General features: G+C 68.4%; 17 protein-coding genes. 2 read left to right on the forward strand and 15 right to left on the reverse strand.

The genetic code is table 11. The features are described 5' to 3' along the window. Positions 1-11: 11 nt before the first annotated feature. The 9 genes from EDF48_RS01555 to EDF48_RS01595 form a co-directional block, all read right to left on the reverse strand. Complete coding sequence (locus tag EDF48_RS01555) at positions 12-854, reverse strand: A24 family peptidase (RefSeq protein ID WP_243649956.1); 843 nt, start codon at positions 852-854, stop codon at positions 12-14. Further along, positions 851-2692, reverse strand: coding sequence for a hypothetical protein (locus EDF48_RS01560; RefSeq protein WP_131845941.1), 1842 nt, complete (start codon positions 2690-2692; stop codon positions 851-853). Before EDF48_RS01560 ends, EDF48_RS01555 begins: the two co-directional genes overlap by 4 nt. Continuing rightward, the gene (locus tag EDF48_RS01565; RefSeq protein WP_165901380.1) at positions 2689-3399 is read right to left on the reverse strand and encodes a type II secretion system protein; all 711 of its coding nucleotides are present in this window, start codon (positions 3397-3399) and stop codon (positions 2689-2691) included. Before EDF48_RS01565 ends, EDF48_RS01560 begins: the two co-directional genes overlap by 4 nt. Continuing rightward, positions 3396-4772: a prepilin-type N-terminal cleavage/methylation domain-containing protein gene (locus EDF48_RS01570; RefSeq protein WP_131877667.1), complete on the reverse strand. Its 1377-nt coding sequence runs from the start codon at positions 4770-4772 to the stop codon at positions 3396-3398. Before EDF48_RS01570 ends, EDF48_RS01565 begins: the two co-directional genes overlap by 4 nt. Positions 4773-4845: 73 nt before the next feature. Next, a complete protein-coding gene (locus EDF48_RS19520; RefSeq protein ID WP_131845938.1) occupies positions 4846-5295 on the reverse strand; it encodes a prepilin-type N-terminal cleavage/methylation domain-containing protein in 450 nt (149 codons plus the stop codon). 197 nt (positions 5296-5492) lie between these two features. After that, complete coding sequence (locus EDF48_RS01580; protein WP_131845937.1) at positions 5493-6716, reverse strand: type II secretion system F family protein; 1224 nt, start codon at positions 6714-6716, stop codon at positions 5493-5495. Further along, positions 6716-8242, reverse strand: a complete 1527-nt coding sequence (locus tag EDF48_RS01585) for a type IV pilus twitching motility protein PilT (RefSeq protein WP_131877669.1) — start codon at positions 8240-8242, stop codon at positions 6716-6718. The genes EDF48_RS01580 and EDF48_RS01585 overlap by 1 nt, the downstream gene beginning before the upstream one ends. Positions 8243-8261: 19 nt before the next feature. Next, positions 8262-9929, reverse strand: coding sequence for an ATPase, T2SS/T4P/T4SS family (locus EDF48_RS01590; RefSeq protein ID WP_111083486.1), 1668 nt, complete (start codon positions 9927-9929; stop codon positions 8262-8264). A gap of 178 nt (positions 9930-10107) precedes the next feature. Further along, the gene (locus EDF48_RS01595) at positions 10108-11136 is read right to left on the reverse strand and encodes a GNAT family N-acetyltransferase (protein WP_131877671.1); all 1029 of its coding nucleotides are present in this window, start codon (positions 11134-11136) and stop codon (positions 10108-10110) included. 84 nt (positions 11137-11220) lie between these two features. On the opposite strand from EDF48_RS01595, the gene EDF48_RS01600 reads away from it, so the two are divergent. Beyond that, the gene (locus tag EDF48_RS01600; RefSeq protein ID WP_131877673.1) at positions 11221-11616 is read left to right on the forward strand and encodes a VOC family protein; all 396 of its coding nucleotides are present in this window, start codon (positions 11221-11223) and stop codon (positions 11614-11616) included. A gap of 129 nt (positions 11617-11745) precedes the next feature. Here EDF48_RS01600 and rpoC read toward each other — a convergent pair whose 3' ends face one another. From rpoC to EDF48_RS01630, 6 genes are all read right to left on the reverse strand, one after another. After that, positions 11746-15627 carry a DNA-directed RNA polymerase subunit beta' gene (rpoC, locus tag EDF48_RS01605; protein ID WP_111083489.1) on the reverse strand — a complete coding sequence of 1294 codons (3882 nt, stop codon included), beginning with the start codon at positions 15625-15627 and terminating at the stop codon, positions 11746-11748. Positions 15628-15672: 45 nt separating this feature from the next. Further along, the gene (gene rpoB / locus EDF48_RS01610) at positions 15673-19161 is read right to left on the reverse strand and encodes a DNA-directed RNA polymerase subunit beta (protein WP_111083490.1); all 3489 of its coding nucleotides are present in this window, start codon (positions 19159-19161) and stop codon (positions 15673-15675) included. A gap of 460 nt (positions 19162-19621) precedes the next feature. Further along, positions 19622-20233, reverse strand: a complete 612-nt coding sequence (locus EDF48_RS01615) for a hypothetical protein (protein WP_131877675.1) — start codon at positions 20231-20233, stop codon at positions 19622-19624. A 306-nt stretch (positions 20234-20539) separates the two neighbouring features. After that, positions 20540-21190 (reverse strand): response regulator transcription factor, encoded by a 651-nt coding sequence (locus EDF48_RS01620; protein ID WP_131877677.1) that lies wholly within the window; start codon positions 21188-21190, stop codon positions 20540-20542. Beyond that, positions 21187-22554, reverse strand: a complete 1368-nt coding sequence (locus EDF48_RS01625; RefSeq protein WP_131877679.1) for a histidine kinase — start codon at positions 22552-22554, stop codon at positions 21187-21189. Before EDF48_RS01625 ends, EDF48_RS01620 begins: the two co-directional genes overlap by 4 nt. Further along, a complete protein-coding gene (locus EDF48_RS01630; protein ID WP_131877681.1) occupies positions 22551-23093 on the reverse strand; it encodes a hypothetical protein in 543 nt (180 codons plus the stop codon). Before EDF48_RS01630 ends, EDF48_RS01625 begins: the two co-directional genes overlap by 4 nt. Positions 23094-23235: 142 nt before the next feature. Here EDF48_RS01630 and EDF48_RS01635 point away from each other — a divergent pair, with 142 nt between their 5' ends. Then, positions 23236-24078 (forward strand): fused MFS/spermidine synthase, encoded by an 843-nt coding sequence (locus tag EDF48_RS01635; protein ID WP_123339452.1) that lies wholly within the window; start codon positions 23236-23238, stop codon positions 24076-24078. Positions 24079-24098 lie beyond the last annotated feature (20 nt).

The following is a 24098-nucleotide window of genomic DNA, read 5'->3' on the forward strand; positions in this document are numbered from 1 at the left end:
AGCCCGGTTCGTCAGGCGAGACCGAGGAGTCGGAGGTAGGCGTTCCAGATCGGGACCCCGGAGAACGCGCCCACCCACGCGCCGAGGAGCATCCACGGGCCGAACGGGATCCCCGTCGAGCGACCCGCACGCCTGGTCAGGAGGAGGACGATCCCGAAGGTACCGCCGAGGAGGAACGCTCCGAAAGCACCCACAGCGAGGGGTCCCCATCCGAGGTACGCGAGCAGGAGTCCCAGTGCACCGGCGAGCTTCACGTCCCCGAACCCCATCCCCCGTGGTGCCGCGATCGCGAGGACCAGGTAGACGCCACCGAGGATCACGAGACCGAGCAGACCCCGGAGCATCGCACCCCAATCGCCGGTCAGGACACTCGAAGCGGCCAGCAGCCCGACGAGCACCGGGTACATCGGCAGGACGATCCGGTTGGGCAACGTGTGCGTGTCGATGTCGATGAGCGCCAACGCGACGCTCACCGCCATGACGAAGAGCAGGGCGACGAGCAGGACCGTCTGACCCGCGACAACCGCACCGGGTGAGCCGTCCTGTGGCAGGAACCGGAGCACCACCGCGATGAACAACACCCCGGTCGAGGCCTCGACGATCGGGTACCGGACGGAGATCGGTTCGGCGCAGTCACGGCATCGGCCCCGGAGGACCAACCAGGACACCAACGGAACGTTGTCGAAGCCCCGGATCGCGCGCCCACACTTCGGACACGCGGATGCGGGGGCGACGACGGACATCCCAGCCGGGACCCGATGGACGACCACGTTGAGGAACGAACCGACGGCGAGCCCGAACACCGCTCCGAACGCAGCCACGAACGCCGCGAGGGTCGAGACGGCGCTGGTCACGAGATCGGGGCTCCGTTCCGGTCGTACGCCGTCTTCGATTCGACCTGGGTGGCCACTCGGTACGTCGTCACGGTCGGCTGCGGGAACTTCGGCGGCGTGTAGGTCGCCAAGCTCGAGTCGAACGTGTACGCCTTCGTGTAGCCCTGCCCGCTCGCCAGACCGACCGCACCGCGGAAGTTCTGCGCGATCGATCCGCTGACCGTGAGGGTCCCCCGGCCGTTCGACGAACCCCGTGTCCAGTTCTGCACGACGAACGTGCCGGTGTTCGAGAGGATCGCTGCGTCGATCTCGCGATCGTTCGACAGGATCGCAGCGTTGTTCGTGTTGATCGGGTTCCACACCCAGACCGCACGCTGACCGATCAGCCCGAGGACCGTGGACGCGGACCGCGTCGCCGGGTACCGGATGTCGCCGGTGACGTAGAGGTAGTTCTCGGCAGCGATGGTGACCGCCTTGTCGACCGTGCCCTGCACGAACGCGTCACCGCGATCGCAGCCGTACGGCGCCGTCACCGAGGTGCCACCGCCAGCGGTGGGGTCCGTCTCGGAGTTGTTCGCCGAGGAACCGACGAAGGGGAAACCGACACCGTTCGGCTTCAGGGTGGTCGCGGTGCTCGCGGCCGAGGTCGCATCACACGCTGTCGCGACGTTCTTGAGGGTGGCGTTGCCCTTCCAGTAGTTCGGGTCCGGCGTCGTCCCGGCCGCACGTGCGCTCGGCTCGTTCTGCACGAAGATCAGGTTGTTCTTCGGGATCGTGACCCGAGCCCCGCTGGCGCTCCGGAGGTCGGTGGGAGCACCGCACTTGGCCGCGGCTGCCGACGTGTCGCTGTTCACGCCGGTGATCTGCGCCCCCGGTGTCGCGGTCGCTCCGGTGACCTGCGTCGCGATCGTCATCGGCGAGCGCACCGTCATCGTGCCGTCACCGTTGAACGTGATCTTCGTCGGCCCGGTGTAGATGCAGCCGGCTCCCTCGACGGTGCTGGTGGTCGAGGGCAGATCGGAGCGCGTGTAGTCGCGCAGGTCACCGATCGTGGCCGGCGGGGTCAACGTCGAGGACGTCGTCGGGTTCGAGGCGTACCGCCCGAGCGTGCACCCGCTGCTGCTCACGCCGTAGACGCTCTGGACCGTGCTCTTGAACTGCGCGCCGCACACCTTGAGTTGATCGTTCGACCGCACCGGGCCCTCGAGCACGTCACCGCCGCCGAACTGGATCTGGTCGCAGGTCGCCGACGTCGCGACCGGTCGGTACACCGAGGTGCACGGCAGCGTCCCGACGCCCTTCTCGTTCGTGACGGTCGGGTCACCGGACTCGAAGTTGGTGAAGTAGAGGTAGTTCGAGAACCCGTCCGGCCGCACGTTTGCGACGACGGTCCTGGTCGTCGTGCCGGAACGCCCGGTCGACTGCACCCGGATCACGCCCTGCGACGAGAGCTTGCTGTTGTCGACGGCGTACCGGAACGACGAGTCGCTGGCGGAGCCGTCGCCGGTGGGGACGGACACCCACTGCTGACCGGTCTGGTAGTTGAACGCCGCGTTGTCGCCGGTGCCCTTGCTGAAGGTGCTGTTCGACGCGGCGCTGAACGGTGCGCTCGACTGCCCGTAGTTGCCGTAGGTGTTGTCGGCGTTGAGCCGCGACTGGTAATCGGCGACGCCGGCGTAGGCCGCCGCGATGGCTCGGTTCCAGGATCGGTCCGTCGACGTGACCTTCGCGCCCGACGTCGCGATCGCGACCATCGTCGCGACCAGGATCATCACGACCATGCCGATGCCCACGACGGCAACGAGGGCGACACCACGTTCGTCGTCCCGGGAACGGATGACGCGGAGGAGTCGGATCACGAGGAGGCTCCCATCACGATGTTCGGCATGCTGGCCCTGTTGGTCAGGGTCACGGCGTTCGGGTCCGTCGTGCTCGACCCGACGGTCAGCGTCACGCTGACCGATCGGATGTTCGGCAGGTCCGTCACCGCGACCGGTGATGTCAGCGTTCCGAGCACGTTGTTCGACGCATCGGTGAACGAGAACGCGACGCCGTTCACCGCGGAGGACACCAGCGTGCGCTTCGACGTGGGAGTCGACGTCAGCGTGGCACCGAGGGCCAGCGGGAAGGAGAAGTACGAGGAGTTGCCGGAGACGGCGGTACCCTTCCAGGTCGTCTCCGTGATCCGGTTCGTGACCGGATCGAGCGTCAGCTGGACCTGGACCGGCTGGGAGAGTGTCGAGTCGAGGTTCACGTACGCGAAGAAGCGGATCGACGTCGCGCTGGCGTACTGGAAGGCGAACTGCGAGTCGTCGCCGGTCGGCACCGGGTTGTCGGTCGCCGCCCGGAGCATGCGGCCCATCTCGTTCATGGCTGTCGACGCAGCTCGGGTGTTCTGACTGATCGAGCTCGCCGTCACGGAGGCCTTCTGGGACGCGACGAGGAACGAGCCCGCGATCGTCAGCACGAGGAGCGAGAGACTCATGCCCACGATGAGCTCGACGAGCGTGATGCCCCGTTGGTCGGTGCGGGCGCGGTCGAGGACTCGGCGGATCCGGCCGATCACGAGGTCGGTACCGTTCGCGGGTCGAGCGTCACGACGTTGCCGCTCGAGGAGACCTTGAGGTTCGACACGTTCGGGTTCGAGGCGATGGTCTGCGTGTTGCTGCTCAACACGCCACCGAGCACGGTCGTCCCGCGCAGCGTCCAGGTTCCGAACGGCAGCGCGATCGTCGTCGCGACGGACGGGCTCATACCGGTGAACGTGTACGTCGTCGACGGTGCGCATCCAGGATCGCCGTTGGTCACCGCTGCCGTGTTCTTGACCGTCGCGACGAGGACGGTGTCCACGCCGCCCATCTTCACGTCGAACACCCCCATGGGAGCCCGCGCGGTGGCGGTGAGCGCGGTCGTCGGGTTGTAGCCCGGGGTGGCGCCGTCTGCCGCGTTGAAGATGTTCGGTGACGTCGTCAGGTTGCTCGCCGTGGGCCACGCCGTCGGGTCGACGTCCTTGCACGTCGAGGTGTACGCGCCGGCGATCGCGGTCCACTGGTAGGGGAAGAGCACGGTGGACGTGGTGGTGACGGTCCTTACCGTGTCGTCGTAGCGGTAGGTCATCGGGAGCGACGTCGGCAGCTTCGCCGTGACGCCGTCCTTGAGGTTCAGCGGCGCACCGGCCGTCACGGTGATCGCCTGGTCGTAGAGGAACGTCGCGTTGCCGACGCCGCCGGCGGTGGTGGCCACCGACGAGGACGGAGCGGTCGCTCCGTCCTTGTCGATGTTCCCGGCCTTGGCGATCGTCACCTTGTAGGTTCCCGGGGTGACCCCGACCGCGTAACTGCACCCGTTCGTGTCGGTCACCGCTGGCGGGTTCGACAAGCCGGTCGCGCCGCCGGACACGGGCGTGATCGTGACGGCGACGCCAGGGTTCGGTCCGCCCGTCGCGGTCTGGACCCCGACCACGATCGTGGACGCGCTCGCGCTCGACACCGCAGCGGAAGGCGAGATCAGGGTGTCGAGCACGACGTTCTTCTGTCGCGGCGACGTCCCACTCGTCCAGGAGACGGTGATCGACACGCGCTTGTAAGCGAGGACACCCGACCCCGCGCCGCACGAGTTGTCGGAGCCGTCCGAGTTGATCCAGTTCGTGGTCTGCTTGATCGTGTACGCCTGGTTGCCGACCGACTGCAGCGACGTGTCGTCGTCGAGCGTGAAGACGTCCTTCGTGCTGCGTGCCGCGTCGAGCGCCTGGTTCGCAAGGTTGAGCGCTGCTTCGCGCGAGCGGTTGTCCTGCGTGAGGTAGAGCGTGGAGACGATGCCCGCTGCGACACCCGCGGCGATCATCGCGAAGACGGTCATCGCGACCATCACCTCGATGATCGAGAAGCCCTCGTCGGACTCACGGGCCGCCCGGAGGCGGTCGACGATGCGCAGCAACACGTTCTGCCTCTCTGTCGGAGCGGTGGTCGCGACGAGCCGTGACGGACGTCACGGCTCGTCGCTGGACGGCAGGTCAGCAGGTCGAACCGCTGACGACGCCGGAGGTGTCCGACGTGCAGAAGGTGCTGTTGGTCGAGCTGGTGCCGACGATCTTGAACGTCGGCGCAGCGGTGGTGCCGCCGATCGTGTAGACGATCGACGACGTGTCGCTGCCGAGGCTCGCCCCGGCACCCTTCAACGCCGTGGTGAGCGCGGTGGTTCCGTTGTACGTCCCTGCGGCGGGGAACGAACCGCTGGTCGACTGGATGCTGATCACCGCGGTCTTGAAGTTGGTGATGTCCGACTTCGTGCTCGATTCCTTAGCGTTGTTTGTGATGCCCAGGTACACCGGGATGGCGATCGCGGCGAGGATACCGATGATGATCACGACGACGAGGAGCTCGATGAGCGTGAAGCCCTTCTCGTTCTCTTCGAGAAGACCCTTGCGGCGAGCGTTCAGCTTGCCCATGAGAGCGAAGTACATGGTGTTTCCATTCTTTCGGGAATGTGATGGGGAAAGTGTCCGGCACTTGCTCGGCCGCCGGTGACGAGCGTATTCACACGAGGTTCGGTGCAGAATCCCGAGAACGGGGGTGATCGGGGGTGCGAAATACCCCCAGTACCGGGGGTGGAACAGCACGGGCCACCCCCGTCAGAGGGTGACCCGTGCTGTTGGATCCGTTACTTGACGAGCGACGAGATCTGGAAGATCGGCAGGTACAGGGCGACGATCATGCCGCCGACCACCACCCCGAGGAACCCGATGAGCAGCGGTTCGATCAACGAGGTCAGCGCTTCTGTCGATGCCTCGACCTCGTTGTCGTAGAAGACCGCGATCCGCTCGAGCATCAATTCCATCGAGCCGGCGTCCTCGCCGACGGCGATCATCTGCGTCACCATCGTCGGGAACACTGATTCCCGCTCGAGCGGGGCGGCGATTGATTCCCCTTTCCGAACCGCTTCAGAAACGCGCCCCAACGCCTGCTCGACGACGAAGTTGTTCGACACCTGTCCGGCGATCTGCAATGCCTCGAGAATGGGGACGCCAGCTCCGATCATGTTCGACAGGTTGCGCGCGAACCGGGCCATCACGATCTTGCGGTTGAGTTGCCCGAACACTGGAAGGCGCATCCGGAGCGGATCGATCACCCGACGCACACGGTCGGTGTTCTTGTTCGCGCGCCACCAGAACCAGCCGACGACCACGGCGACCGCGAGGACCGGCCCGACGTACACCATCGCGTGCGACAGGTAGACGAGCATCAGCGTCGGCAACGGCAGCTGCCCGCCGAGCGACTCGAACATGCCTTGGAAGATCGGCACGATGAACACGAGCATGATGACGACCGCGGCCAGCGACATGCACAGCACGACCACCGGGTAGGTCATCGCCGACTTGATCGTCGAGCGGAGCTTGTGCTCCTTCTCGAAGTTGGTCGCGATGGAGTCCATGGCCTGGTCGAGGAACCCGCCGGTCTCGCCCGCACGGATCATGTTGATCATGATCGGCGGGAAGTCGACCGGGAACTTCGCCACCGCGTCGGAGAACGAAACACCGCGTTCGACGTCGTCGCGGACCTTGCCGAGGATGTCCTTGAGCTTCTTGTTCTCGGTCTGGTCGGCGAGGATCGACAGCGCGCGCAGCAGCGAGAGTCCCGAGGTGAGCATCGTCGAGGCCTGCCGCGACATGATCGCGAGGTCCTTGAGCCCGACGCCCTTCTCGAACCCGGGGATCTTGATCTCGGTCTGCAGGCCGGTGCCGGCCTTGGACTCCGTGATCGCGATCGGTGAGACGCCCATGCCCCGGAGCCGCTGGACGACCGCTCCTTCGGACGAGGCGTCGAGACGGCCCTTGACGAGCTTGCCGGCACCGTCGCGCCCGCGGTAGTCGAATGCGAGGGACATCAGTAGCCTCCGGAGAACTTGTCGCCGAAGTCGATCCCGCTGGCGGCGATCGCGGCTGCCGAGGAGTCGGACGGGGACTCGACGCGCTGCACCAGCCGGTCGAAGCCCTCTTCGTCGTGCACCTTGTCCATCGCGGCCTTGCGCGAGATCGTGCCGACGTTGACCAGTTCGGCGAGGTCCTGGTCCATGGTGTGCATGCCGAGATCACGCCCGGCCTGCATGGCCGAGGTGATCTGGTAGGTCTTGCCTTCGCGGATCAGGTTGCCGATGGCGGGGGTGATCGTCATGATCTCGGTGGCGACGACCCGGCCGACGCCGTTGGCCTTCGGCACCAGGGTCTGGCAGACGACGCCCTGCAGGGTCGCCGCGAGCTGCGTGCGGATCTGGCCCTGCTGGTGTGGCGGGAAGACGTCGATGACACGGTCGATCGTGCCGGGGGCGCTCTGCGTGTGCAGGGTGGCGAACACCAGGTGACCGGTCTCGGCCGCGGTGAGCGCGACCGAGATGGTCTCGAGGTCGCGGAGTTCGCCGATCAGGATGACGTCGGGGTCCTGACGCAGCACGTGCTTCAGCGCGGCGGCGAAGGAGTGCGTGTCGGCACCGACCTCGCGCTGGTTGATGATCGCCTTCTTGTGCTCGTGCATGAACTCGATCGGGTCCTCGACCGTCACGATGTGGTCGGCACGGCTCTCGTTCACCAGGTCGATCAGGGCGGCGAGGGTCGTGGACTTGCCGGAACCGGTCGGGCCGGTGACCAGGACGAGTCCGCGGGGCAGGCCGGCGAAGTCGCCGACGTGCTCGGGGATGCCGAGCTGCTTGAGCGTCTTGATCTTGGTGGGGATGATGCGGAAGGCTGCGCCCCAGTTGCCGCGCTGCTGGTAGAAGTTCACGCGGAATCGGTACTCCGGCGACAGCGAGTAGGCGAAGTCGAGTTCCTGCTCTTGGTCGAACTGACCGGCCTGTTCGGCCGACAGCATGGTCTTGAGTGCAGCGATCACCTTGCCGCGCGACCACGCGCCGCCGGGCACCGCGGGACGGAGCGAGCCGTCGACGCGGACGGTGGGCGGGGCGTCGGCGGTGACGTGCAGGTCGGACGCGCCCTGGTACACGACCTGGGCGAGCGCGGTGATCAGGTCGGGGTCGGCGACCTCGCGCGCGTGGCGGGAGAACTCGATGTCGCCGCCGATCGTGGCGGTCGGTGCCGGGGCCGCAGGCGCCGTGGGCAGCTGCTGCGTCGGGGCCTCGGCGTAGCCGTAGGTCGCGATCGACGACGGCACGCCGGCGGGCGGCGTCGCCGGAGCGGCGAGCGGCTGCGCGACGGGCACGGCGACGGGCGACCCGGACGGTGCCGGCCAGCCGGCGGTGTCGTCCCCGAGGTCGTACACCTGCTCCGGAGGGGCCGACGCTGCGGCGGCAGCCAGGCGTGCTGCACGGCGGGAGCCCACCTCGGTGCCGGGGTTGCCCGGGTGCCAGCCGGCGACGGGTTCGTCGCCGGGGTGCGTGATGTCGTACACGGAGTCGGTCATCTGCTGCGCTCTCTCGTGACTACGCGACCACGCGCAGGATCTCGTCGACGCTCGTGAGACCGAGCTTGACCTTCTCGAAGCCGTCCTGGCGGAGCGTCAGCATCCCCTGCGCCTGGGCGACACGGCTGATCTCGGCGCTCGAGGCGCGCGAGACGGCGAGGCGTTCGATCTCCTCGGTGACGGTCATGACCTCGTGCAGGGCGATGCGGCCGCGGTACCCGGTGTTCGAGCAGACCGCGCAGCCGATGGGGGCGAAGAACGCCGGGACCTCGTCGCCGGGGCGCAGGAACCCGAGGGTGCGGAGCTGTTCGGCCTCGTACACGGCGGGGGCCTTGCACCGGTCGCACAGCCGTCGCGCCAGACGCTGGGCCACGACGGAGTCCAACGCGGAGCCGACCAGGAAAGGCTCGATGTCCATCTCGGTGAGTCGGGTCACGGCGGAGGGGGCGTCGTTCGTGTGCAGGGTGGACAGCACCAGGTGGCCGGTGAGAGATGCCTCGATGGCGATCTGGGCGGTCTCGTGGTCGCGGATCTCACCGAGCAGGACGACGTCGGGGTCGGAGCGCAGGATCGAGCGCAGCGCCGAGGCGAAGGTCAGCCCGGCCTTCGGGTTGACCTGCACCTGGTTGATGCCGGCCATCCGGTACTCGACCGGGTCCTCGACCGTGATGACGTTGATCTCGGGCTTCGCGACCGCGTTCAGGGTCGTGTACAGCGTCGTGGACTTGCCGGAGCCGGTGGGCCCGGTGACCAGGATCATGCCGTACGGCTTCGAGTACGACCGCTGGTACGCCTGGAAGTTCTGCTCGAGGAGGTTGAGGTCCTTGAGGGTCAGCGACGTGTTCGTGTTGTCGAGGATCCGCATGACGACCTTCTCGCCCCACACGGTGGGCAGCGTCGCCACACGGAGGTCGATCTGGCGGCCACCGTGGCGGACCGACATGCGGCCGTCCTGCGGCTTGCGACGCTCGGCGATGTCGATGTCGCTCATGATCTTCAGGCGGCTGATGACGCCGTTCTGGATGTTCTTCGGCGCCGGGGCCATCTCGTGCAGCACACCGTCGATGCGGTAGCGGATCCGGACCTCGTGCTCACCGGGCTCGATGTGGATGTCCGAGGCGTGGTCCTGGATCGCCTGCGAGACGAGCAGGTTCACGAAGCGGACGATCGGGACGTCGTCGAGGGCACCGTCGGCCAGGTCCACCTGGGCCGAGGAGCTGACCGAGGCTTCTTCTTCGAGCGACGAGGTCAGGTCGTTGAGTTCGTCGTCGGCACGCAGGTAGCGGTCGAGAGCGGTGAGCAGGTCGCGCTCGTCGACCTGGAGCGGCTTGATCGGTCGGCCGGACGCAGCGCGGGCGTCGTCGATCGCGAGCACGTTGGTCGGGTTGACCATCGCGAGGATGAGCAGCTCGCCCTCGAACCCGACGCCGAGGACGCCGTGGCGCCGGCAGAGCGCAGCGGGGAGGATCGAGACCGCGGTGCCGTCGACCGGGTAGTCGGTCAACGGGACGGTGCGGGAGTTGTTCGACGCTGCGCGGGCGGTGATGAACTGCGCCTCGCTCACGACGCCCTGGTCGACCAGGCCGCGGATGGCGCGCTCGTCCAGGTCTTCGTCGCCCGTCATCGAGTCGAGGTGCTCGATCGGCAGGGCGCCGTTGAGGATGAGGATCTCGGACAGGGTCGCCATGAGTCCTGTGCCTCCTTGGACTCGCGCGCGGCGAGACGTGGTCGGGTTGCGCACCACCAGGGATGTGGCGCTCGACCACGCTACTTCTGCGACAGTCGTCGGCCGCAGTCCCAGAAGGAGGGGGCGGAGGGGGTCCGGATGCACCCAGAACTGGGGTCCAGGCCCCCCGACGCGACGGTCAGAGCGACGTCGACGCGGTGACGTGGACCTCGCGGGCGACGAACCCGAGTCGCTCGTAGATGCGCCCGGCTCCGCTCGGGTTCTCGGCGTCGACGTGCAGCACCGCTGCGGACAACCCGTCGGCGCGGATGGCCTGCAGCGTGGCGTCGAGGACGATCGGGGCGAGCCCCGTCCCCCGTGCTGCACGCACGACGCCGACCCAGTGCACGTACCCGTACGAACGGCCCCGGGCAGCGAACCCGTCGGGCTCCACCTCGACGATCGTGAACGCCACGACCGAGTCGTCGGCACCGACGACGACCCGCGACAGGTCCAGCCGGCTCTTGTCCGAGGTGAGGAACCCCCGCCAGTCCGACGCGACCATCGGCTGGGAACCCCAGTGGTCGCGGAAGGCGTCGTTCTTGGCCGTCCGGAGCGGTTCGATGTCGTCCGCCGTGGCGGGCCGCAGGACGAGCCCGTCCCCCAGGACGGGCACTGCGTCGGTGTCCGACGCGCGGTCGTCGAACACGACCTGCATGTCGAGCCAGGTGCGCACCGGCGCGAAGTCGTGGTGCGCCGCCAGCCGCAGCGCCGAGGACCCCTGCCGCCCACCGACGTCGAGCGTCGCCGGCAGGTCGACGTCGAGCGTCGCCAGGCGCTGCCGGGCCCGGCCGACCTGCCAGGCCAGTACCCGCCGTCCGATCCCCTGCCCGCGCAGGTCGGGGTGGACCGCCCCGTCGAGCACGGCGCGCGCAGCGGTGACGCGGGAGGGGACGTCGATGACGATGCCGTAGGCCTGCACATGCCCTCCAGCATCGACGCCCACCACGGTGTCCCTGGTGACGTCCAGCCCCTCGGTGGACAACGACCGTTCGAGGTCGGCTGTGGAGGGACGAGCGTGCGGGTCGTCGACCGCGGCCGACGCGACCGCGACGGCGTGCATCGCCCCGACGTCGTCGAGCCCGCCCGCGCGGAACGTCAGCCCGCCGATCGGCGTGGGGAACGAGAGGTGTGCCGGGGCCGTGATCCGTTCGCGCAGGGTCGCCATCCGTCCAGCCTGCCAGTTCCGCCGCGCGGCGAGACGCCGCCGAAAGCCCTCGACGAGCAGGCCCGACCGGGACCATGATGAGTCATGGACATCACGAGCGTGACCGTGGGGCTGCCCGTCACCGACATCGAGGCGTCCTGCCTCTGGTACGGCGCGGTCTTCGAGCGCACCGAACCGGACCTCGAACCCGAGGACGGTGTCGCCGAGTACGAGGTCGGCGGGATCTGGCTCCAGCTCTACGAGGACGACTCCGCCGAGGAGAACCCCGTGAGCGTCCGGTTCGGCGTCGACGACGTCGGCGCGCAGCACGCCCGCATCGGCTCGCTCGGCATCGACATCGGACCGGTCGAGTGCGTCGACGGCGCCGTGAACTGGTTCGACGTCCGCGACCCCGACGGCAACGTCCTCAGCCTGTTCTCGCTCGTGGACGAGACCGGTCGCGGATCGGGACGCGACAACGGCGCGGACCGCGCGCTCTAGACGCACCCGCTTGACGGACGGGAGGCCCGTGGCGGCCTGGCACCGGGCCTCCTGTCCGTCACGTGGTGACGACACGACGAAGGCCCCGCCTCCTTGCGGAGACGGGGCCTTCGTGGGATCACATCAGACTCAGTTGTACGTGCCCGGCGTGAAGTCGTCCGACGAGAAGCTGTCGAAGTCGACGAAGCTCAGGTCGGCGTCCGAGAACGACGAGTCGTCGGCGAAGATGCGGTTGGGGTACCGCTCTGCCTTCGCTTCTTCCGTCGCGTTCACGTCCACGTCGCGGTACCGGCTGAGGCCCGTCCCGGCGGGGATGAGCTTACCGATGATGACGTTCTCCTTGAGGCCGACGAGGTGGTCCTGCTTGCCCTCCATGGCCGCCTGCGTGAGCACGCGGGTGGTCTCCTGGAAGGAAGCGGCGGACAGCCACGACTCGGTCGCGAGGGACGCCTTCGTGATGCCCATGACCTCCTGACGAGCCGAGGCGGTCTTGCGACCCTCCTGCAGCGCCGCACGGTTCAGCATGTTGTAGCGCGACCGGTCGACGAGCTCACCCGGCAGCAGGTCGGTGTCGCCGTGGTCGACGACGGTGACCTTGCGGAGCATCTGACGGACGATGACCTCGATGTGCTTGTCGTGGATCGGCACACCCTGCGAGCCGTAGACGTCCTGCACACCGTTGACCAGGTGCTTCTGGACCTCTCGGACACCCTTGACCCGGAGGACTTCCTTCGGGTCGACGGTGCCGGCGATGAACTGCTCGCCGAGCTCGACGTGCTGGTTGTCCTCGATGAGGAGCGTCGCACGCTTGAGCACCGGGTAGATGAACGGCTCGTCACCGTTGTCCGGCGTGAGGATGATCCGACGACCCTTGTCCGTGTCCTCGACGACGACGCGGCCGGGGGCCTCGGCGATCGGGGACGCGCCCTTGGGCGTACGGGCCTCGAAGAGCTCCGTGACACGCGGCAGACCCTGGGTGATGTCGTCGGCCGAGGCCGAACCACCCGTGTGGAAGGTACGCATCGTCAGCTGGGTACCGGGCTCACCGATGGACTGCGCGGCGATGATGCCGACTGCCTCACCGATGTCGACCAGGTTGCCGGTGGCGAGCGAACGGCCGTAGCACTTCGCGCAGACACCGACGGCCGACTCGCAGGTCAGGACCGAGCGCACCTTGATGCTCTCGACACCGGCTGCCAGCAGCTTCTCGAGGAGCACGTCACCGACGTCCTCGCGAGCCTCGGCGACGACCGTGCCCTTGGCGTCCACGGCCTCGGTGGCCAGGGTGCGCGAGTACACGGTGTTCTCGACGCGCGGGTCGCGGACCAGCTTGCCGTCCGCGTCCACGGTCGCGATCGGCAGCTCGAGGCCACGCGTCGTACCGCAGTCGTCTTCGCGGATGATGACGTCCTGCGAGACGTCCACGAGACGACGGGTGAGGTACCCGGAGTCCGCGGTACGGAGCGCGGTGTCGGCAAGACCCTTGCGAGCACCGTGGGTGGCGATGAAGTACTCCGCCACGGTCAGGCCCTCGCGGTACGAGTTGATGATCGGGCGGGCGATGATCTCGCCCTTCGGGTTGTTCACCAGACCACGCATACCCGCGATGTTGCGGACCTGCAGCCAGTTACCACGAGCACCCGACGACACCATGCGGTTGATCGTGTTGTCGACGGGGAAGTTGTCCCGCATCTCCTGCGCGATCTCGTTGGTGGCCTCGGTCCAGATCTTGATCAGGTCGGCGCGACGCTCGGAGTCGGTGATCAGACCCTTGTCGAATTCGCCCTGCACCTTGGCGGCCTGGATCTCGTAGCCCGCGATGATCTCCTTCTTGCGAGGAGGCGTCACGACGTCCGACAGGGCGACGGTCACACCGGAGCGCGTGCCCCAGTAGAAGCCGGCGTCCTTGATCCGGTCCAGCGCAGCGGCCGTCTCGGTCTTGGAGTACCGCTCGGCGAGGTCGTTGACGATCGCGGACAGCACACCCTTGTCGGTGACCTTCTGGACGAACGGGTAGTTCGCCGGGAGGGTCTCGTTGAAGAGCGCACGGCCCAGGGTCGTCTCGAGGAGGACGGTGTCGCCCTGCTCGTAGCCCTCGGGAGCTTCACCCTCGGCGAAGTGGACACCCGTCATGCGGATCTTCGCCATGGCGTTGAGGTGCAGCGTGTGCTGGTCGTTGGCCAGGATCGCCTCGGCGACCGAGGAGAACGCACGGCCCTCACCGACGGCGCCCTCGCGGACGGTCGTCAGGTGGTGCAGACCGATGATCATGTCCTGTGCGGGCAGGGTCACCGGACGGCCGTCGGACGGCTTCAGGATGTTGTTCGAGGCGAGCATCAGGATGCGGGCCTCGGCCTGGGCCTCCACCGACAGCGGCAGGTGCACGGCCATCTGGTCACCGTCGAAGTCCGCGTTGAACGCAGCACACACGAGCGGGTGGAGCTGGATGGCCTTGCCCTCGACGAGCTGCGGTTCGAACGCCTGGATGCCCAGACGGTGCAGCGTCGGCGCACGGTTCAGCAGCACGGGGCGCTCGCGGATGATCTCCTCGAGCACGTCCCACACCTGCGGACGCGAACGCTCGACCATGCGCTTGGCCGACTTGATGTTCTGCGCGTGCGACAGGTCGATCAGGCGCTTGATCACGAACGGCTTGAAGAGCTCGAGCGCCATCTGCTTGGGCAGACCACACTGGTGCAGCTTCAGCTGCGGGCCGACGATGATGACCGAACGGCCCGAGTAGTCGACGCGCTTGCCGAGCAGGTTCTGGCGGAAACGACCCTGCTTGCCCTTGAGCATGTCGCTCAGGGACTTCAGGGCGCGGTTGCCGGTACCCGTGACCGGACGTCCACGACGACCGTTGTCGAACAGCGCGTCGACGGCCTCCTGCAGCATGCGCTTCTCGTTGTTCACGATGATCTCGGGGGCACCGAGGTCGAGCAGGCGGCGGAGACGGTTGTTGCGGTTGATCACACGACGGTAGAGGTCGTTGAGGTCCGACGTGGCGAAACGGCCACCGTCGAGCTGGACCATCGGGCGCAGTTCCGGCGGGATGACCGGCACGACGCCGAGCACCATCGCTGCCGGCGAGTTGCCGGTGGCGAGGAAGGAGCTGACGACGCGCAGACGCTTGATCGCGCGGATCTTCTTCTGGCCCTTGCCCTCGGCGATCTGCAGACGCAGCGCCTCGGCCTCGGCAGCCAGGTCGAACGCCTCGAGCCGGAGCTTGATCGCCTCGGCGCCCATGTAGGCGTCGAAGTAGATCCCGAACCGGTCCTGGAGCTCGTGGAAGACGGCGTCCTCGGGCTTGAGGTCGCCCACCTTGAGGTTGCGGAAGTCCTCCCACACACGCTCGAGACGGGTGATGTCCTCGTCGAACGACTTGCGGACCTGGGACATCTCCTTCTCGGCGGTGTCCTTGGTGCGCCGCTTGACGTCGGCCTTCGCACCCTCTTCCTCAAGGGCTGCGAGGTCGTCCTCGAGCTTCTTGAGGCGGTCGGCGATGATCGAGTCGCGCTGGCCCTCGAGGGTCTTGATCTCGAGACGCATCTCGTTCTCGAGACCGGGCATGTCCGCGTGACGGCCCTCTTCATCGATGTCGATGATCATGTACGCCGCGAAGTAGATGACCTTCTCGAGGTCCTTCGGCGCCATGTCGAGGAGGTACCCGAGGCGCGACGGGACGCCCTTGAAGTACCAGATGTGCGTGACGGGGGCAGCGAGCTCGATGTGGCCCATGCGCTCACGACGGACCGAGGACTTGGTGACCTCGACGCCGCAGCGCTCGCAGACGATGCCCTTGAACCGGACACGCTTGTACTTGCCGCAGGCGCACTCCCAGTCGCGGGAAGGACCGAAGATCTGCTCGCCGAACAGACCGTCCTTCTCGGGCTTCAGGGTGCGGTAGTTGATGGTCTCCGGCTTCTTGACCTCGCCGTACGACCACTGACGGATGTCCTCGGCGGTCGCGAGGCCGATCCGAATGGCGTCAAAGGAAGTTGCTTCGAGCAATGTTCTTCTCTCTTGCTTGATTCAGGCTTCGATGTACGGGCGGGATCAGATGTCGTCGACGGACGACGACTCGAACCGCGAGGAGATGTTGATGCCCAGCTCCTCCGCAGCGCGGAAGACCTCGTCATCGTTGTCGCGCAGGCTGACCGCCTGGCCGTCGGCCGAGAGGACCTCGACGTTCAGGCAGAGCGACTGCATCTCCTTCATGAGGACCTTGAAGGACTCGGGGATGCCGGGTTCCTGGATGTTCTCGCCCTTGACGATCGCCTCGTAGACCTTCACGCGGCCGAGGATGTCGTCGGACTTGATCGTCAGGAGCTCCTGGAGGGCGTAGGCGGCGCCGTACGCCTCGAGCGCCCACACCTCCATCTCACCGAATCGCTGGCCACCGAACTGCGCCTTACCACCCAGCGGCTGCTGCGTGATCATCGAGTACGGACCCGTCGAACGAGCGTGGATCTTGTCGTCGACCAGGTGGTGCAGCTTGAGGATGTACATGTAGCCGACCGAGACGGGCTCGGGGAACGGCTCGCCGGAGCGACCGTCGAAGAGCTGCGCCTTGCCGGACGAGCCGATCAGGCGCTCGCCGTCGCGGTTCGGGAGGGTCGAGTCGAGGAGGCCCTCGATCTCGCGCTCGTACGCACCGTCGAACACCGGGGTGGCGACCTTCGTGCCCGGAGCGGCGCTGTGCGCTGCCTCGGGGAGGGCCGATGCCCACTCCTGGATGCCCTCGACGTTCCAGCCCTGCTTGGCGAGCCAACCGAGGTGGATCTCGAGGACCTGGCCGAAGTTCATGCGGCCGGGGACGCCGAGCGGGTTCAGGACGATGTCGACCGGGGTGCCGTCGGCGAGGAAGGGCATGTCCTCGACCGGGAGGATGGTCGAGATGACGCCCTTGTTGCCGTGACGACCGGCGAGCTTGTCACCCGCGGTGATCTTGCGCTTCTGGGCGATGTAGACGACCACGCGCTGGTTGACACCAGAGCCGAGTTCGTCGTCGCCGTCCTGCGAGTCGAACACCTTGACGCCGATGATCGTGCCCTCTTCACCGTGGGGCACCTTCAGCGAGGTGTCGCGGACTTCGCGCGACTTCTCGTTGAAGATGGCGCGGAGGAGGCGCTCTTCAGCGGAGAGCTCGGTCTCGCCCTTCGGCGTGACCTTGCCGACCAGGATGTCGCCGGGGCGGACCTCGGCACCGATGCGGATGATGCCACGCTCGTCGAGGTCGGCCAGCAGGTCCGGGCTGACGTTGGGGAGGTCACGGGTGATCTCCTCCTTGCCGAGCTTCGTGTCGCGGGCGTCGACCTCGTACTCCTCGATGTGGATCGAGGAGAGCGTGTCGTCCTTGATGAGGTTCTGCGACAGGATCATCGCGTCCTCGTAGTTGTAGCCCTCCCACGGCATGAACGCGACGAGGAGGTTCTTGCCGAGCGCGAGCTCGCCGTTCTCCGTCGCGGGACCGTCGGCGATGACCTCGCCCTGCTCCACACGCTCGCCGGCCGAGACGACCACGCGGTGGTTGTAGCTCGTGCCCTGGTTGGAGCGGTCGAACTTGCGCAGGTAGAAGGTCTGCGTGCCACCCTCGTCGAGCTGCAGGGTCACGGCGTCGGCCGAGACCTCGGAGACGACACCGGCCTTGTCGGCGGTGACGACGTCACCGGCGTCGATCGCGGTGTAGCCCTCCATGCCGGTGCCGACGAGCGGCGACTCGGAACGGAGCAGCGGGACGGCCTGACGCTGCATGTTCGCACCCATGAGGGCGCGGTTCGCGTCGTCGTGCTCGAGGAACGGGATGAGCGAGGTCGCGACCGACACCATCTGGCGCGGCGAGACGTCCATGTAGTCGACTTCACCCTTGGCGACGAGTTCGACCTCGCCACCCTTCTTGCGGACGAGGACCTTGTCGTCGGCGAAGTGGAACGAGTCGGTCAGCGGCGCGTTGGCCTGCGCGACGACGAACTCGTCCTCTTCCGAGGCGGTCAGGTAGTCGATGGTCTTCGTGACCTCGCCGTTGACGACGCGACGGTACGGGGTCTCGATGAAGCCGAACGAGTTGATCCGACCGAACGACGCGAGCGAGCCGATCAGGCCGATGTTCGGGCCTTCCGGGGTCTCGATCGGGCACATGCGGCCGTAGTGCGACGGGTGGACGTCACGGACCTCGACGCCGGCACGCTCACGGGACAGACCACCCGGGCCGAGGGCCGACAGACGACGCTTGTGCGTCAGGCCCGCGAGCGGGTTGTTCTGGTCCATGAACTGCGACAGCTGGGAGGTTCCGAAGAACTCCTTGATCGCGGCGACGACCGGACGCACGTTGATGAGCGTCTGGGGCGTGATCGCCTCGATGTCCTGCGTGGTCATGCGCTCGCGGACGACGCGCTCCATGCGGGACAGACCCGTGCGGACCTGGTTCTGGATGAGCTCGCCCACGGCGCGGATGCGACGGTTGCCGAAGTGGTCGATGTCGTCCACGTCGAGGCGCAGCTGCACCGGCTCGCCGTCACGCACGCCGTTCAGCGTGGTCTTCTCGGCGTGCAGGGACACGAGGTACTTGATCGTCGCGACGATGTCCTTAACGGTCAGCACCGAGTCGGACAGCGGGGCGTCGATCCCGAGCTTGCGGTTGACCTTGTAGCGGCCCACCTTCGCCAGGTCGTAGCGCTTCGAGTTGAAGTAGAAGTTGTCGAGCAGCGCACGCGCGGCCTCGGCAGCGACCTGCTCGCCCGGGCGCAGCTTGCGGTAGATGTCCTTGAGCGCCTCTTCCTTCGTGAGGATGGCGTCCTTCTCGAGGGTCGACTCGATCGAGGCGAAGCCCTGGAACTCCTCCATGATCTCCTCGCTGGTCAGACCCAGCGCCTTGAGGAAGACCGTGACGGACTGCTTGCGCTTGCGGTCGATGCGCACGCCCACCTGGTCGCGCTTGTCGATCTCGAACTCGAGCCACGCACCACGCGAGGGGATGACGCGAGCGGAGTAGATGTCCTTGTCGGACGTCTTCTCCTGCTGGCGCTCGAAGTACACGCCGGGCGAACGGACGAGCTGCGACACGACGACGCGCTCGGTGCCGTTGATGATGAACGTGCCGCGTTCGGTCATGAGCGGGAAGTCGCCCATGAAGACCGTCTGCGTCTTGATCTCACCCGTCATGTGGTTCATGAACTCGGCGTTGACGTACAGCGGAGCGGCGTAGGTCTTGCCGCGCTCCTTGCAGTCGTCGATCGAGTACTTGGGGTCCTCGAGCTCGGGCGCCGTGAACGAGAGCTGCATGGTCTCGCCGAGGTCCTCGATCGGGGAGATCTCCTCGAAGATCTCCTCCAACCCGGAGTGCAGGGCGAGGTCGGTGCGACCCTGCTCCTGTCCCTCTGCGAGACGGGCCTTCCAGACGTCGTTGCCGACGAGCCAGTCGAAGCTCTCCGTCTGGAGTGCGAGCAGATCAGGAACCGTGAGGGTGTCCGTGATCTTGGCGAACGAGAGTCGCGAGTGGTTGCGACCGTTCTTGGGGTTGGTGGATGCGTTGGGCGCAGCAGCCAAGGGTGTGACCTCCGTAGGCCCCGTCGGGCCGATACTGACGAGCAGCATGTAGGTGAGTAGATGATCGCTCGGCGATCCCCGCGAGTTCTTGCCCTGCGACCACGCCGACGCGTGCCTGACGCGGAACGTCGGTGCACGTGTGGGATGATCTCCGTGAGCGGGACCCGCCGCCATATACGGGTCCGGCTGCACCAGGGCGAGTTGAGCTTGTCCAACTCAGAACTCTGCGTCGACCGCAATATGACGACACGGATGCCAGGGAGCGCGAACTGCCATCATAGTTCGCGCCGAGTCGTGCTGTCCAGTCCTGGCTTGACCAGATTCGGCAGTGGCGTGTATAAGCCGCTGCGTGCCCGCGGAATTCCCGGCCCGCGCCCGGCCCGCGACGGCCCGCGTCCGGCCCGCGACGGCCCGCAACAGGCCTGCGCACGCCGCCCGCGCGGTGGACCCGGCCGTACGCTCAGCCGAGGCGCTCGCGCTCGACGTGCCCCGCGCCTCCCGGCTGGCCCTGCAGTCCGGCCAGCGCACGGAAGGCGTCCTCGGGTCGGCGGGTGCGCACGAAGGTGACGCGACCACGGTCGTCGGTGAGCTCGATCCCGAGTCCGGGGGTGAGGATCAGGGCGCGCACACCGCGACCGATCCGCAGGCCGACGCCGCCGTAGGTGCGGGCGTCTGCCTCCACGAGTCGGACGTCGGCGATGCGCCGACGTGCGATGCGCCGTGGCGGCAGCGGCCGGAAGTGCAGCGTGACGTGCGTGTCGGTGACAGCGAACCCGGCTCGTGCGAGCAGCAGCAGCACGCCCGCCACGACGGCGACCAACGCCGGAACGATGAGCGCGGTCTCCGGTGCGTCGCCGGGCCAGGCGGTCACCGCCGCGGTCAGGCCGAGGCCACCGAGGAGCAGGACCGCGCCGACGACACGCATCCAGGTGGGCGCCGCCTCGTGGTCGGCGTGGGCCGGACGGGAGGCGCGGGGCACCCGCGTCGTCCGGCTCGCGGTCGTGCGCGTGGTGTCGCGGGTCGTCGGTGCGGCCAGGCGTGCGGTGGGCACGCTCATCGTGTCAGCGGTCATGTCGGGTCTCCTGCGGCTCGGCGGAGTGTTGCATCCCGTATTTTACATGACGGGTGCGGTGTGATCACGGCCAGCGCGCGCGGGTGACCGGAAGGGGCACGCGGACGCGTGCCGACGGCGCGCACGCTCGAGCGGTGGGGGCGCTCGACGGCACGTCGTGGTCACGTCGGGAGGGCGGACGCGCGAGGTGTGGGGCACTGCACGCATCGACGCGGTCCCGCGTGACGACCGGATGAACAGTACGGAACGAGTCTTGGCGTCCGCTGGCCGTCCATGTGTACGCATTCACGTACCGGCCAGGACCGGTCAGCGCAGGACGCGCGCGACCGCCTCGGCGCGGGTGGCGACCCCGAGCTTCGCGAACACCTGGTTCACGTACGACTTCACCGTCGGCACCGTCAGGAACAACTCCGCCGCGATCTGCGGGTTCGTCCGGCCGGCCGCGATGCGCTCGAGCACGTCGGCCTCGCGCGGGGTGAGGTCCGGGAACCGGTCACGCAGCGCCGGCACAGCGGGTGCGGATGCCGTCGCCCCGCCGCCGGCGAGCTGCGCCACCAGCCGCGCCCCCACCGTGGCGTCGAACGTCGACTGCCCCGACGCGACCGCCCGGATCGCCGTCGCGATCTCGGTCCGTCCGGCGTCCTTCGTCAGGTACCCGCGCGCACCGGCCCGGAGCGCGGTCACGATCGACTCGTCGTCCGCGTAGGTCGTCAGCACGAGCACCGCCACCTGCGGGTGGTCGGCCACGATGCGCGCGGTCGCCGTCGGCCCGTCGGTACCGGGCATGCGGAGGTCCATCAGCACGACGTCGGGAGCGTCACGGTCCACCGCTGCGATCGCCTCGGCGCCGTCGGCGGCCTCACCCGTCACCTGCAGGTCCGGCACGAGCGACAGCACCGTCACCAGGCCGTCGCGGACGATCGCCTGGTCGTCGACGACGAGGACACGGATGGTCACGAGGCCTCTCCCTCGGTGGTGGCCACGGCGTCCACAGGCAGGTGCAGCGCGACGACGAACTCGTCGTCGGACCGCTCCGCCTCGACCGTCGCGCCGCTACCGAGCTCCTCGACGCGCTCGCGCATCCCGAGCAGGCCCTGGCCGCCGCCGGTGAGCGGGTTGGCCACGACGACGTCCACGGCGTCGCCGTCACGGTTGACGGACAGCGACACGGGGCGGCCGGGGGCGTGCCGGCGGGCGTTGCTGAGGGCCTCACGGACGACCTGGACGACGGCAGCGCGGTGCGCCTCGTCGAGTGCGGCCAGGGTCGCGTCGCCCTGCACCACGATGGTGCCGCCGAACGAGCGGTGGGCGGCGACCAGGGCGGTCAGGTCGGTGCGGTCCGGCACGTGGTCGGTGCGGTCGGCGTGGTCGGTACGGGCCGGCACGTGGTCGGTGGACGGCCGGGAGGCGCGACTCGCGTCCGGCACGTCGGCTCCGGTGGTCCGCGTGGCCTGGTCCAGGGCTGTGGTCCGGTCCGGTGTGGTGGCGCGGTCCGCGGTCGTGGTCGGGTCGGGGGCGGCCCGGTCCGGGGTCGCGGCCCGGTCCGGGGTGGCATCGGGCTCGGCGTCCGTGTCGTCGCGGAGGGCGTGCACGGCTCGGCGCGCCTCGGCGAGGCCGTCCGCCGCCAGGGTCCTGGCCTCGCCGGCACGCTTCGTCGCGTCGTCGACCCGGCCGGCCTCGAGCAGGGCCTCGACCGCATCGAGCTGCAGCACGAGTCCGCCCAGCGAGTGCGCGAGGACGTCGTGGATGTCCCGCGAGGCCCGGGACCGGTCGGCGAGGAGCTGCGCTCGCTGCTGGTCCCGCTCGGCCTGCCGCGCACGTTGCGCCGCGACCCGGAACTGCCGGCGGCTGAACCCGATGAGCACGCCGAGCAGCAGCCCGCCGCTCGTGCCGAGGACGAACTGGACCGAGGCGTGCTCGATCGTCGCGCAGACGGCGATGACCACCACCGCCCCCACCGCGGCCACCGCCGCGAGCCAGACCGGCACCCGGAGGTTCGCGCCGAGCAGGACGATCCCGACGATCACGGGGACGATCATGAGCGAGTCCGTCGCCACCACGGTCAGGGAGCCGGCGACGATCATCACCACGCCCGCGACGACGAGCAGCTGCGGCGTCCGGCCGAACTCGCGGAGCGCCCACGCGGCGAGCGCCACCGCGCCGAGCACCCACACCCACGCGGGCGGCTGCAGCTCGAGTCCGTTCTTCACGAACCAGAACCCGACGATCACGATGCCGAGGGCGTTGAGTCCCCAGGCGGTTGCCGAACGGGACCGACCCCCGGGGAGGTCGGTCGGGTCCTGTCCGCTCAGCAGGGTCACCGGACCATCATGCCGCGGGTGGTGCGGCGGCTGGCGGTCCGGTCTCCGCGGTCTCCGCGGTCTCCGCGCGGGATGCGCTGGTCGATGACGACGGCGCGGGCGGCGCGGTTCAGGGCGAGCACGAGCAGGATCGCGCCGGTCGAGGTGAGCAGGTGCGCACCGAGGTGGCCGCCGAGCACATCGAGGCCGACGCGCACGGCGATGAGCACGACCCAGAGCGACGCACCGAGCCACCCCGTGCGGGACTGGATCGTCCGACCCTTGCTGTCCGGGGTGGCGACCGTGCGGAACCGGGTGATGGTGCCCATCGTCAGGCCCACACCGATCGTGATCAGGGCCTCGATGCCGAGGAACACGACGTCGGTCGTGGTGATCGTCGCCCCCGACTGCGCCAGGACCACCACACCGACGATCGCCATGATCATCGGCGTACGCCAGATGCGCGCCGGGTCGAGGTACTGCCAGGTGGCCTGGCGGTACCCGAGGAAGCCGACGAGGGCGACGCCGATCAGGACGTTGACGAGGAGCTGGACCGACATGGTGTGCCTTTCGAGGTGACCCGGCGGGACGTCCCCGACCGATGGATCCAGCCTCGTTCCGGTGCGTCCGCGGGCACACCAACCAGGGGTGGGGGCCCGGGTGGTGATCGCGGTGCCGGTCGGGTGGTGTTCGATTGACCGCATGGCTGATGCGTTCGACGGGTTCCGGATCGGTGCGGGCTACTCGGTGGTCGAGCCGGACCGGCACCGCCCCGGGTCCTTCACGCTCGTGGTGGACGGCACGCCGCAGTCGCACGTCGACCTCGAGGACCCGACCCACCTGGCGTTCGAGTACATCCGGCGGATCGGGCACGCCATCGACCTGCTGCCGTCCGGCCCGGTCACGGCGCTGCACCTCGGCGCCGGTGCCCTGACGCTCCCCCGGTACGTCGCGGTGACCCGGCCGGGCTCGCGCCAGCAGGTCATCGAGCTCGAGCGCGACCTGGTGGACCACGTCCGCGAGGTCCTGCCGTTCCCCCGCGGTGCGTCGATCCGGGTGCGGTACGGCGACGCGCGCGAGGTGCTCGGCAAGCTCCCCTCCGGGCTGCGCGGCACGGTGGACCTGGCGGTGGTGGACGTCTTCGGCGGCTCGCAGATCCCGGCGCACGTGACGAGCATCGAGTTCTACCGCGAGGTCGCCGCGTTCCTGTCGCCGACCGGCATCGTCGCGGTGAACGTGGCCGACGGCGCTGGTCTCGCGTTCGCACGGGGGCAGGCGTCGACGCTGCAGGCCGTACTGCCGTCGGTCGCAGCGGTGGCGGACACCGGCATGCTCAAGGGGCGTCGGTTCGGGAACATCGTGCTGCTCGGCTCGCCGACCGACCTGCCGATCGCCGAGATGCCGCGGCGGTACTCGTCGGACCCGATGCCGGCGAAGGTCGTGCACGGGGCCGAGCTGCGGGCGTTCATCGCCGGGGCGCCGATCGTCACCGACGCGACGGCCGTGGCGTCACCGGAGCCGAACCGGAGCGTGTTCGGCGCCTGACCCCGCGGTGGCGACGGGGA

This window comes from Curtobacterium sp. PhB191 (assembly GCF_004346515.1).
Taxonomy (GTDB): Bacteria; Actinomycetota; Actinomycetes; order Actinomycetales; family Microbacteriaceae; genus Curtobacterium.

Coding starts and splice junctions, on each gene's coding strand:
- EDF48_RS01595 (WP_131877671.1), bottom strand. CDS start 11,136: ATGGCGACCCTGCGCGAACGGATCACGGCCCCGGCACACCTCTCGTTC.
- EDF48_RS01585 (WP_131877669.1), bottom strand. CDS start 8,242: ATGACCGACTCCGTGTACGACATCACGCACCCCGGCGACGAACCCGTC.
- EDF48_RS01630 (WP_131877681.1), bottom strand. CDS start 23,093: ATGTCGGTCCAGCTCCTCGTCAACGTCCTGATCGGCGTCGCCCTCGTC.
- EDF48_RS01580 (WP_131845937.1), bottom strand. CDS start 6,716: ATGTCCCTCGCATTCGACTACCGCGGGCGCGACGGTGCCGGCAAGCTC.
- EDF48_RS01600 (WP_131877673.1), top strand. CDS start 11,221: ATGGACATCACGAGCGTGACCGTGGGGCTGCCCGTCACCGACATCGAG.
- EDF48_RS01615 (WP_131877675.1), bottom strand. CDS start 20,233: ATGACCGCTGACACGATGAGCGTGCCCACCGCACGCCTGGCCGCACCG.
- EDF48_RS19520 (WP_131845938.1), bottom strand. CDS start 5,295: ATGTACTTCGCTCTCATGGGCAAGCTGAACGCTCGCCGCAAGGGTCTT.
- EDF48_RS01635 (WP_123339452.1), top strand. CDS start 23,236: ATGGCTGATGCGTTCGACGGGTTCCGGATCGGTGCGGGCTACTCGGTG.
- EDF48_RS01590 (WP_111083486.1), bottom strand. CDS start 9,929: ATGGCGACCCTGTCCGAGATCCTCATCCTCAACGGCGCCCTGCCGATC.